The sequence below is a fragment of the Macrococcoides bohemicum genome, from assembly GCF_016865215.1.
Taxonomy (GTDB): domain Bacteria; phylum Bacillota; class Bacilli; order Staphylococcales; family Staphylococcaceae; genus Macrococcoides; species Macrococcoides bohemicum.
Window position 1 is genome coordinate 1,253,936 of sequence record NZ_CP054482.1, and the last position, 12,199, is coordinate 1,266,134.

Below are 12,199 nucleotides of genomic sequence, written 5' to 3' on the forward strand. Positions count from 1 at the left end.
ATATTAAAATAAAAATTGAAACCTTCATATTCTATGATAAAATGAACTTTGTATTATTTTTATTAAAGGATATGGAGGTTTTATATGTTTTCGAATGTAAATTTTGATGCAATGATACCAGAGTGGTTTAAATCGATTGTCACTGCTGGTAATGATTTGATATGGACTGAATTTTTAATCGGATTACTATTACTCGCTGGGTTCTTCTTTAGTTTAAGTTCAAGATTTATTCAGTTTAGATGGTTGAAAGAGATGTTTAGGGTAATCGGTGAGAAACCTGAAACACTCGAAGATGGGAAAAAAGGTATTTCATCTTTTCAGGCGTTTGCTATAAGTGCAGCGAGCCGAGTAGGTACTGGTAATATCGCTGGTGTAGCAACGGCAATTGTCTTAGGTGGACCTGGTGCAGTATTCTGGATGTGGGTAATTGCATTCTTCGGTGCTGCAAGTGCTTTCTTTGAAGCGACACTCGCACAAGTTTATAAAGTAAAAGATGAAAAAGGTGGTTTCCGTGGTGGGCCAGCTTACTATATGGAGCATGGATTAGGTCAAAAGTGGTTAGGTACAACATTTGCCATTCTTATTACAGTAACATTTGCATTTGTTTTTAATACGGTACAATCAAATACGATTGCTGCTAGTTTTAAAGAACAATATAATTTTGATCCATTCTGGACAGGAATCTTTTTAGCTGTGATAACGGCACTTGTCATCTTTGGTGGAGTGCGCTGGATTGCCAACGTTTCAACAGCAATCGTTCCTGTAATGGCGATTCTTTATATCGTTATCGTATTGTTTGTATTAATCACACATATAGGTGACGTTATACCGATGCTTATGCAAATCGTAAAAGGTGCATTTGGATTAGAACCAGCATTTGGTGGTGCATTAGGATTTACCATCATGCAAGGAATTAAACGTGGGTTATTCTCAAACGAAGCAGGTATGGGGTCTGCTCCTAATGCAGCAGCTACTGCAGCAGTAAGTCATCCGGTTAAACAAGGATTAATACAATCACTTGGTGTATTCTTCGATACGATGTTAGTGTGTACAGCAACTGCGATAATGATCTTATTATATGGTGGATTAGAGTTTGGTGATAAAGCACCTCAAGGGATTGAAGTAACACAAGCAGCTTTAAATAGTCATATTGGTTCATTTGGCGGAGTATTCCTGACAATTGCAGTGTTTTTATTCGCTTATTCATCTGTATTAGGTAACTATTATTACGGACAATCAAACATCGAATATTTAACAACAAATAAAACAGTTATGTTTATCTTCAGATTGTTAGTAGTACTGATGGTATTTTTCGGCGCTGTAATTAAAGTTGAAACTGTGTGGTCTACTGCTGATTTATTTATGGGATTAATGGCTATCTTAAATATTACTGCGATCATTGGATTAGCACATGTTGTGTTTGAAGTTGCTAAAGATTATGATGAGCAACGTAAAAAAGGTTTAAACCCTGTATTTAAGACTAAAAATGTAAAAGCAGACTTATCATCTGTGGAGACTTGGGGAGAGAATCCTTACAAATATCATTCTGAACAGGATAATATTGACATGAAAAAGATTAAATAATTAAATAGTAAAAAAGTTATATAAATAAAGTCAAAAAGAATCAGCGTATGAAATCATACACTGATTCTTTTAATATGTCATTATTTAAATAGTCCCATAATTGCATCGATAATCGATTGAATGAAGTTCATAAATTTATCCCATACGCCTTCTTTTTCAAGTGAATCCTGAATGCTTTTCCCCATATCTTTCGCTTTATCAGCGGCTTGTTTAAAGCCATCTGAATTTTTAATCTCATTGACATAATCTTTTGCGCCATTGATAAACTTATCTTTATTTTCTCCACTGAATACACCAGAATTTTGTGCGTTACTAATAAAGTTAACGATGATGTTAATTTGGTTGTCTGAAATAATATTATTTAGACCATTGTTTTCAATCTTCTGAACAACGATATTTTTAATTTCAGTTGTATTTAAGTTAGCACCTTGCTTAGCAATTTCTGCTTTAGCTTCAGCGATTGCTTTATTTAATTGTTCTTGAGAGAAGCCTTCTTTGCCAGCATTTTCTGCATTAATATTTGAAATTGAATTCAATTCATTTTGGGCGGCTTGCGTTTGTGCTGTATCAATTGTTTCACCTTGTGCTTCAAATGCTTTATATACGCCAGCTAATGCACTTTCACCGGTAACATCTTCTGCCGCTGCAATTGTAACTTCAGCATCCGTTACACCAGCAGTGAGCAATGCGTTTTTATAAGTATCTTCGGTAATTTTAGTGATTTTACCTGCTGATTGGTTTATATTTAAAGAAAGACCAGAACCAGCTGATAATTTTTTGATACGAATACTGGATTTTAAAACGCTGTCGTTTGATTGTAAACCTAAATATTTCGTTAAATCTGCAGCATGAACATAAGTTGTCTTATCACTATCATCAGTACCAAGTAAAGATTTAGTTTTATTTTGCAGATCACTATTTTGTTCCAGGGCAGCACCGTAAACAGTTACAGCTTCTGACCAGGCTTCTTCAGTAACAGCATCAGCATTTTTAAATGGAACTACAATGAGTAATAATGCTATTGAAATGAATAATAACTTTTTGTATAATTTCAACTTAATCCCTCCAATTTTTATTTAATATTAAGTTTCACTATATTTAATATAGCTGCTATTTATGTAGCTATCATTATTTTACCATGTAACTAAATTGAACACATAGGTCTTTGGAATGAGGTATTTAATATGGGACAATATATTGTCGATAAAGTTCTGAATAATAACGTATTAATTGCGCTTAAAAATAATAAAGAAGTTGTATTGATCGGAAAAGGTATAGGCTTCAATAAGAAAGCCGGACATCCAATAAGTGATCAGGATCTAAATAAAATAGAAAAAATGTTCGAACTTAAAACTGAACAGGAACAAGAACGCTATAAAAATTTAATGACGTTAACAGATGACCATGTCATTGCAACAGTAATTGAGATTGTGGAATTTATTGATAAGCGAACGGATGGACAAATGGACGATAAAATCATTTTATCACTAACAGATCATATCATATTTGCTTTAAAACGTTATAAAGATGGTATTTTTGTTGCAAATCCATTTTTAAAAGAAACAGAAGCATTATATCAGAGAGAATTTTTAATTGCTGAACAAGTTGTTCAAATGTTAAATGATAGACTTCAGGTTAATTTTCCTAGAACTGAAGTAGGATTTATTGCATTACATATTCATTCTTCCGTAAATAATCATTCACTTCGTGATATGAATATGATGGCAGAAGTCATTACAAAAGCCATTCATATGATAGAACAGGATTTGAAAGTAAATATTAATAAGGATTCTATTGCTTATTCAAGATTTGTTAGACATATTAGTTTTGCAGTACAACGTGTGATGGCAGATGAACGTATGCCTGAACAAAAAAAATTAGAAAACCTATTGAAAGTTCAATATCCAATGTGTTACAATACGGCTGTAAAGATTGTTAAGATGATGCAGACGCATTTAAACAAGCCTGTTTATGAATCAGAGCTTGTATATCTTACAATGCATATTCAAGCATTTAATACTGAAGTAGATAACGTGTAACTGATAAAGCAGGCATGAGTTATTACTGGTACAAAGGGACCAGTATATACTTATGTCTTTTTTGTTTGCTTTGTATTTTGTGAATATGTATGTAGCTTTGATGATGCATGTAGACTTGTATTCATTATATTTTTTACATAGTCTATAACAATCTAAACAAAACATTTTAGGAGGAAAAAAATATGTTCAAAACGTTATTCGGTCAATTACAACGTATCGGTAAAGCATTGATGTTACCGGTAGCAATCTTGCCAGCAGCCGGTTTACTTCTAGGTATCGGTGCTGCTCTACAAACTGAATCATTAGTTGATTTTTTCCCGTTTTTAAGCAATGACATTATCGTCAAAGTTGCTTCGATGTTACAAGCCGCAGGTGGAATTATTTTTGATAACTTGCCACTGCTCTTTGCACTCGGGGTAGCTGTTGGTTTAGCTGGTGGTGACGGTGTTGCAGCTATAGCAGCATTCGTTGGTTACTTAGTGTTAAACGTTACAATGGGACAAATTGGAGGCATTAATGCTGAAAATGTTGGTTCTAGTCCTGGTTATGCTACTGTATTAGGTATTCCAACATTACAAACAGGTGTGTTTGGTGGTATTATTATTGGTATTTTAGCTGCTTGGGCATACAATAAATTTTATAATATTCAACTACCGCCATTTTTAGGATTTTTTGCCGGAAAACGCTTTGTACCAATCGTTACAGCTTTTAGTGCTTTTATACTAGGGATTGCAATGTTCTTTATTTGGCCGGCAATACAAAGTGGAATGAATAGCTTATCACTTTACTTAATGGAAGAAAATAAAGCATTAGCAGTCTTCGCATTTGGTATGATTAAACGATTACTTATTCCGTTTGGTCTTCATCATATCTTCCATGCACCATTCTGGTTCGAATTTGGAACATATACAAATGCAGCAGGAAAAGTTGTTCATGGTGATTTAAATATTTTCATGGCTCAAATTCAAGATAAAGTCCCATTAACAGCAGGTGCATTTATGCAGGGTGAATTCCCAGTCATGATGTTTGGTTTACCAGCAGCAGCTTTAGCAATATATCATACTGCTAAACCGGAAAAGAAAAAATTCGTTGGTGGTTTAATGGCGTCTGCAGCCTTAACATCTTTCTTAACAGGTATTACTGAGCCATTAGAATTTTCATTTTTATTTGTTGCACCAGTATTATTTTTTATTCATGCAGTATTAGATGGATTATCATTCTTAATCTTGTATTTAATGGATTTACATTTAGGTTATACGTTCTCAGGAGGATTTATTGATTTCTTCACTTTCGGTATTTTACAAGGAAGAACACCTTGGTGGTTAGTAATTCCTGTGGGATTAGTATATGCAGTTATTTACTACTCAGTATTTAGATTCTTTATTGTAAAATTGAATCTAAAAACACCTGGTAGAGAAGATGAAGAGGTTGTGAATAAAGTAACTTCTAATGATGAATTACCTTTCAGTGTGTTAGATGCAATGGGTGGTAAAGAAAATATTAAACATTTAGATGCATGTATTACACGTCTTCGTGTTGAAGTTAAAGATAAATCTAAAGTTGATGTTCCAGAATTAAAAGCTTTAGGTGCTGCAGGTGTATTAGAAGTTGGTAATAACATGCAGGCTATCTTTGGTCCAAAGTCAGATCAGATTAAACATGAAATGGCACGTATTATGTCTGGTGAAGTTACGCGTCCGGAACAAGTGCATATCGAAGATCCAGGTGCTGTAAAAGCAGAGGAAACAATAGAAGCTGTTCCTGCAACATCAAATGCTACAACAAATAATGCTACAACAATCTTTGCACCAATTACTGGTGAAGTTGTAGAGCTTTCAACGGTTCCTGATCAAGTTTTCAGTCAAAAAATGATGGGTGACGGGGTAGCGATTAAACCAGAAGAAGGATTAGTTGTTGCACCATTTGACGGTGAGGTTAAGATGGACTTCCCGACAAAACACGCTCTTGGTCTTGAAAGTAATGATGGTATTGAAGTCCTAATTCATTTCGGTTTAGAAACAGTTGGATTGAAAGGTGCAGGTTTTGAAATGTTAGTTAAACCTGGCGATCATGTAACGAAAGGTCAATCTTTATTAAAAGTAGATTTAGACTATATTCGTGCAAATGCTGATAGTGATATCACACCAATCATATTTACAAACTTAACTGATAAATCAATGCACAATATTAAATATGGTCACACAGTTGCTGGAGATGTAATTTTAGATATCAAATAATCATTTAGTACAATTAGGGGCTAGCACATGCTAGTCCCTAATTTGCTTTTTTATGATAATTATGGTTAAATTTGATATTATATTCACCCTTTTAGAATACAATAACTTCATTATGTAAACTTTAAATTATTTAGTAAAATTAAGACAAAAATATAAGGAGGAAAAAATCCATGCAGGATAATCGATTTATGCGTTTTTTAGGTGGAAAAAATCTCATCTTTTCATTATGTGTCCTTATTTTAGTAGGGATATTAATCTTTGTTTTTGCTAAAGTATCATTTGTATTTAAACCACTTCTAATTATCTTTAATACGATTATTGGCCCAATCATTTTAGCTTTTATACTTTTTTATCTATTAAATCCAATCGTAGATTTACTGGAACGCAATAGGGTCAAAAGACTTTATGCGATTATTATTTTGTTTTTATTAATTATCGGTGTTTTTACAATACTTATTACTGTATTAATACCTTTAATCGAACAGCAAATACTAAGTCTTGTAGCAAACTTTCCGGATTATATGAAACATATCCTTAATAAGTTTAATGATATTGCATCTAATTCACGTATTGCTCCATATATGCAGGACATTCAAAAGTGGGTGAACACGAACTTAAGCGATCTTCCTAATAAAGTAGGAGATTATCTTGGTAGCTTTTCATCTCGTTTAAAATCTATTATCGGCACAATTGCTAGTGTAGCAGTGGTAATTATGACATTTCCTTTTGTATTATTCTTTTTACTTAAAGACGGTAAACAATTTAAAAGCTATTTGATCAAATTATTACCCCCACGCTATCGCAGTGATTTCAATGAAATTCTGGAGAAGATGAATGTCCAGGTTGGTTCATATATTCAGGGACAAATGATTGTTGCTTTTTGTATAGGAGTGTTACTGTTTATCGGTTATAAAATTATAGGACTGGAATATGCACTTATCTTAGCGTGTATTGCTGCAGTTACAAGTGTTGTGCCTTATTTAGGACCGATGATTGCCATCAGTCCGGCAATCATCATCGCACTTGTTGACTCACCACTTATGCTATTGAAGTTAGCTGTTGTGTGGATGGCGGTACAATTTTTAGAAGGTCATTTTATTTCTCCAAGTATTATGGGTAAAACGATGAAGATTCATCCACTTACAATTATCTTCGTTCTGCTATGTGCTGGGAATATGTTGGGTATAATCGGTGTTATTCTTGGCATTCCGCTATACGCAATTATGAAAGTTTTAGTACAATTTTTCTTCCATAAATTTAAAATACGATATAATAAATATTTTCAGGATGCACATGGTCCATATGAGATTAATAAAAATGAAGCATAACTCTTGTTTATGCTTCATTTTTTTGTGATTTTGCAAAAATGTTATTTACATGTACAATAGTATTATCGTTTTTTTACATAAACAATATTTAAATACATTTTTTAACATAGAAAGTGGGTAAGTATGAAAACATTTTTAAATAACCACCAAAACAAACTAAAAATATTATTTATAGCTTTTCTATTTGTTTTTATTTTTTATAAATTAATCGGTGAATTATCATCTATTGATTATAAAGCAACCTATATTGCGTTTAAATCGTTGCAATCTTATGAACTCGCTGGTCTGATTATATCAGGGTTTTTAGCTGTAATGTTTTTATCGTTATATGACTTTGTATTGGCTAAAAATTTAAATTTATCAATTCCTAAGAAAAAGTTATTGAACACAAGTTTTATAGCGAATGCATTAAACGCTGTAATTGGATTCGGAGGCATAATTGGTGCTGGACTGCGATTACTAGTTTATAGAAATTATGCTGATGACGAAAGAACTTTAGTTAAAGCAATCTCCTTATTGTTATTATCAATGATTTCAGGAATGAGCATTTTAAGTCTAGGTATCATATTCAATTTATTTAATAACACGCATGCCTTTGATCACTACCCATGGTATAACATTGCATTAATTATCACTGCTTTGTTCTTACCCGTGTTTTTAGTATATACATTTATAAAACCGGTCAATCAGGATAAATTATTAGGATTAAAATTTACTTTAGTCTCTGCAATGGAGTGGATTGCAGCAAGTGGCGTAATGTACCTAATCTTTAAATGTATTGGTAATCCCGTACCATTTGAGGTTGTCATCGGCATATTTGTTGTAGCAGCTTTAGCAGGGTTAATATCACTCGTACCAGGTGGATTTGGTGCATTTGACTTAATGATTCTTGTAGGTTTTAAAGCCATTGGAATTACAGAAGAACAAGTATTACTTGCTTTACTTATTTATCGCGTAGTTTATTACTTTGTACCATTCCTGCTTGCACTTGCATTATCGACTTTCGAGTATAGAGGTGTGGCGAGAAAACAATTTGAAGATCGTTTTGAAGATCATAAATATGTTGGTCCAGCAATTGAGACAAGTAATTTGTTTTTAAGCATTTTACGTGACGTAATTGTAAAACTTCCGGCAATTGCATTAGGAATTATTGTTGGTATTACTGGTCTCTTATTATTTTTAAGTAACGGCTTAGTAATCATAGAAGCTATCTATGATGTGAAACATAATACGTATTTATTTCTAGCCGCATTATATGGAGTGGCTGCGCTGATATTAATCATTAATGCTAAGGGTATTATGTATGACACAAGACGCTCGCATGTAATGAGTATGGTCGCAGTAAGTATTTTACTGATTGTCGTATATCTGACATATGGAAACTTTCTCATTTATATCTGGCTATTTATTGTGTTAATACTATTGTTTATCGGCAATCGGAATGTAAGTTCGATTAGAAGACCAATGACATTAAAAAGAGCTGGATTAACCATTCTTTCATCAATCGTGTTATTATCAATCAACGGATGGTTACTTTCATTACAATTAGAAGATTTGATTCGCTCAGAAAATATTGATTTCGATAGTAACTTACTAAAATATTATTTCCTGCTTTTAATCGTATTATTTGCAGGTGTGACGTTTACACTCTCTTATCTCTTCAATAAAAAATTTAAAACTAAAATTGATATGCAAATGTCAACAGAGGAGATAGACAAAATTATTCAGACTTATGGCGGAAATTTTGTGAGTCATCTGGCATTCACTGGTGATAAATTATTTTTTACGAATGATGAGCGTGATGCATTTGTCATGTTCCAATTCAAAAATGATAGTATTATCGTTTTAGGTGATCCAATAGGAAATAAGGGATCTTTCCAATGTTTACTGACACAGTTCTATGATAAGACGGAATATTATGGTTATGACGTCGCATTCTATCAAGTTCAATCTCATCTGTTACCGATGTATCATGATTTCGGAAATATATTCTTTAAACTAGGTGAGGAAGCAGTCATTCCACTTGAAGACTTTACGATCAGCGGAAAGAAAAAACGCGCATTTCGAGCTACTGTCAATAAATTTGAAACAGAAGGATATCGCTATGAAGTGCTAGAGCCTCCTTTTGATGATTGTTTAATTGCTCAATTACTAGAAGTTTCTAATGAATGGTTAGATGGACGTAACGAAATGAATTTTTCGGTAGGCCAGTTTAAACATGATTATTTAAATAAAGCACCGATCGGAGTTATTAGAAATGATAGTGAAATTATTGGCTTTATATCATATATGCCAACATATTATAACAATTCATTTTCAGTCGACATGATACGCTGGAAAGATAATGAACTCCAAATGATGGATGGTTTATACTTAAATACAATGCTATTAATGAAAGAGAAGGGCTATCATTCATTTAATATGGGAATGGCACCACTATCAAATGTAGGCAGTCATAAACATGCTTTTTATAGAGAACGTCTAGCAGGTAAGATATTTGATTCTATCTCAAGACTTTATAGTTTTAAAGGATTACGTCGATATAAGGAGAAGTTTGACCCTGACTGGCAATCAAGATACTTAGTTTATCGAAAAGATAGTTCACTCATTACTCAGATGATTCGTATTAATTCAATCATCAATCGATCAAAAAAATCTGAGCGTTAGCTCAGATTTTTTTGTGTCTTTATGTAATTTTCACGATCAATTTGTTCCTGCTTGTAACGTTCAGGGTTTCTTTTATAGAAATCCTGATGTTCATCTTCTGCTAAATAGAACACTTCAGCGGGACGAACTTCAGTAACAATCGGCTTATCAAAGCTATCTTGAATACTTTCTATGTAATCATTTGTTTTCACTTTTTGTGTTTCATCAGAATAGAAGACAGCAGTTCTATATTGTGTGCCTCTGTCCATATATTGGCCGAAAGCATCTGTCGGATCAATTTGAGCAAAGAATATCTCTAATAATTTATCAAATGAGAATACAGCATCATCATAAATTATTTCAACGACTTCAAGATGATCTGTCGTTCCTGTCTTCACTTGTTCATAGGTTGGATTTTCAATATGTCCACCCATATAACCACTCTTTACACTTTCAATACCATCAAAAGAATCAAAAGGTTTTACCATACACCAGAAGCAACCTCCGGCAAAATATATCGTTTTCATTTCAATCTACCTCCTTTTAATTATTTTACGATAATAATGTACAATTACCATAGGTATTTGCTTGCAATTTAGTCTTATTTTTTATAAGTTAAATATACTGGAGAATGGAAAGTAGGGTGTTTTATTATGGATGGACAAACGCCACCTGTACGTCGCCGAAAAAAGCGTCGTATTCGTAAGTTACCGTTTATATTATTATTTATTATTTGTATTTTATTAGGATGTTTTTTATACATAAAATCAAGTTATGAAAGTGGCTTAAAACAAGCTGAAAAACATGCACCGAAACATGAACAATATGAATTTAACGGTGTGAATAAAAAAGATGGAAAGATTAATATATTAATATTAGGACAGGACCGAGCGGTTGATGGATCTGCGAGAACTGACTCTATCATGATCGGCCAGTATAACTACTTAAATAAAAAGATGAAAGTTATTTCGGTGATGCGTGATATTTATGCTGAAATACCAGGTTACAGAAATTATAAGATTAATACAGCCTATACTTTAGGTGGACCGGAACTATTAAGACAAACGATTAAACAGAATCTTGATATCGATATTGATCATTATGCCATTGTTGATTTTAAAGGATTTTCTGCAATGGTAGATGAAATATCACCGAACGGTGTACCCATTGATGTTGAAAAAGATATGTCAGAAAAAATCGGCGTAACACTAACTGAAGGAAAGCACAATTTAAATGGTAAAGAGTTATTAGGCTATGCACGATTCAGAAATGATGCTGAAGCTGATTTTGGTCGTGTTAGACGTCAACAGCAAGTAATACGAGCATTAAAGAAAGAAATGGTTAGTCTTCCAGTGATCTTGAAAACACCTAAACTTGCTGGTATCGCAAGAGGATACATCAATACAGATATGACAGATGGAGAAATATTTAGAACAGGTACTTCGTTTGTAATCAGAGGGAGTAAGGATCCAAATACGTTAGTCATTCCGGTGAAAGATAGTTATACTCAGATGAGTTATCCTGAAGCTGGCGCAGTATTAGAAATTGATAAAGAGAAAAATAAAACAGCTATTAAGAAATTCCTAGAGGAATAAACTCAGTCAGAAGACTGAGTTTTTATTATATGCATTCATAATATAACAATGATAAAATAAATTATGAATTAAATGGAGGGATACAAATGAATGATTTAGAAGCAATGTACCAGTATGCAGTGAACGTTGCTAATACATTACAAGCATCACCAGTATACGATGAACATAGTGATGCAGATGATCAGGCAATGGTGGCGTATGCTTTCGGTGTACTCAATGGTTATGCACAAAAAAATGACTTTGGCGCAGAAGAAATACAAGTTGTTATGGTCAGATTAATCTCAGAATTTATCGGCTATCCAGTTGATTACGCTGAAGCTTTAACACAATATATTATTTCATGTACGAATAAAGAAGAAAATGAATCAATCTATATCATTATCCATAAAGGACTTGATCAATATTTAGATGGGGGACGCGTTGTCGACTTCCAAAATGATTATACGATGATATTAAATGATATTAAAGCAGTTGTAGAACCTGAACAGGCACCGAAACGCATTAATATGGCTGCACGAATCAATCCGAATGAACAATAAAAACCTGCTTGTCCGCTAAGGACAAACAGGTTTCTTTTTTGAATTACGATTCTGATTTTAATTTGCCAGCCACTGCATAGCGATCTTTTTTCAATTCTTTAATAAATACATGAATATTTTCTTTCGGTGCATTCGCATTAGTTGCTACGACCTCAGTCACTTCTTCAACGATTTTCTTTAACTGTTCTTCTGAACGACCTTCTAGTAATTCTACTGTAATAAATGGCATAT

10 protein-coding genes are annotated in these 12,199 nt (G+C 33.1%); 7 read left to right on the forward strand and 3 right to left on the reverse strand.

All coding sequences use genetic code 11. The features are described from left to right. Positions 1 to 84: 84 nt before the first annotated feature. The gene (alsT, locus tag HT586_RS06420) at positions 85 to 1,584 is read left to right on the forward strand and encodes a glutamine transporter AlsT (protein ID WP_203545425.1); all 1,500 of its coding nucleotides are present in this window, start codon (positions 85 to 87) and stop codon (positions 1,582 to 1,584) included. Between the two features lie 80 nt (positions 1,585 to 1,664). On the opposite strand, the gene HT586_RS06425 is transcribed toward alsT, so the two are convergent. Next, the gene (locus HT586_RS06425) at positions 1,665 to 2,639 is read right to left on the reverse strand and encodes a DUF1002 domain-containing protein (protein ID WP_203545426.1); all 975 of its coding nucleotides are present in this window, start codon (positions 2,637 to 2,639) and stop codon (positions 1,665 to 1,667) included. Between the two features lie 129 nt (positions 2,640 to 2,768). Between HT586_RS06425 and glcT the strand changes: the two genes are divergently transcribed. The 4 genes from glcT to mprF all read left to right on the forward strand — a co-directional run bounded on the left by glcT (position 2,769) and on the right by mprF (position 9,855). After that, positions 2,769 to 3,623, forward strand: a complete 855-nt coding sequence (glcT, locus tag HT586_RS06430) for a glucose PTS transporter transcription antiterminator GlcT (protein WP_203545427.1) — start codon at positions 2,769 to 2,771, stop codon at positions 3,621 to 3,623. A gap of 182 nt (positions 3,624 to 3,805) precedes the next feature. Beyond that, positions 3,806 to 5,860: a glucose-specific PTS transporter subunit IIBC gene (gene ptsG, locus HT586_RS06435; RefSeq protein WP_203545428.1), complete on the forward strand. Its 2,055-nt coding sequence runs from the start codon at positions 3,806 to 3,808 to the stop codon at positions 5,858 to 5,860. 170 nt (positions 5,861 to 6,030) lie between these two features. Beyond that, positions 6,031 to 7,188 carry an AI-2E family transporter gene (locus HT586_RS06440; RefSeq protein ID WP_096076579.1) on the forward strand — a complete coding sequence of 386 codons (1,158 nt, stop codon included), beginning with the start codon at positions 6,031 to 6,033 and terminating at the stop codon, positions 7,186 to 7,188. Between the two features lie 123 nt (positions 7,189 to 7,311). Next, positions 7,312 to 9,855 carry a bifunctional lysylphosphatidylglycerol flippase/synthetase MprF gene (mprF, locus tag HT586_RS06445; RefSeq protein WP_203545429.1) on the forward strand — a complete coding sequence of 848 codons (2,544 nt, stop codon included), beginning with the start codon at positions 7,312 to 7,314 and terminating at the stop codon, positions 9,853 to 9,855. Here mprF and msrA read toward each other — a convergent pair. After that, positions 9,852 to 10,367, reverse strand: a complete 516-nt coding sequence (gene msrA, locus HT586_RS06450) for a peptide-methionine (S)-S-oxide reductase MsrA (protein WP_188017499.1) — start codon at positions 10,365 to 10,367, stop codon at positions 9,852 to 9,854. The genes mprF and msrA overlap by 4 nt on opposite strands. 120 nt (positions 10,368 to 10,487) lie before the next feature. On the opposite strand from msrA, the gene HT586_RS06455 reads away from it, so the two are divergent. Next, positions 10,488 to 11,429 (forward strand): LCP family protein, encoded by a 942-nt coding sequence (locus tag HT586_RS06455; protein WP_096076576.1) that lies wholly within the window; start codon positions 10,488 to 10,490, stop codon positions 11,427 to 11,429. Positions 11,430 to 11,515: 86 nt separating this feature from the next. Next, positions 11,516 to 11,968 (forward strand): Imm48 family immunity protein, encoded by a 453-nt coding sequence (imm48, locus tag HT586_RS06460; RefSeq protein ID WP_096076575.1) that lies wholly within the window; start codon positions 11,516 to 11,518, stop codon positions 11,966 to 11,968. Between the two features lie 43 nt (positions 11,969 to 12,011). On the opposite strand, the gene HT586_RS06465 is transcribed toward imm48, so the two are convergent. Continuing rightward, on the reverse strand, positions 12,012 to 12,197 hold the full coding sequence (locus HT586_RS06465; RefSeq protein WP_096076574.1) for a 2-hydroxymuconate tautomerase: 186 nt from the start codon (positions 12,195 to 12,197) through the stop codon (positions 12,012 to 12,014). Between the last annotated feature and the right edge of the window lie 2 nt (positions 12,198 to 12,199).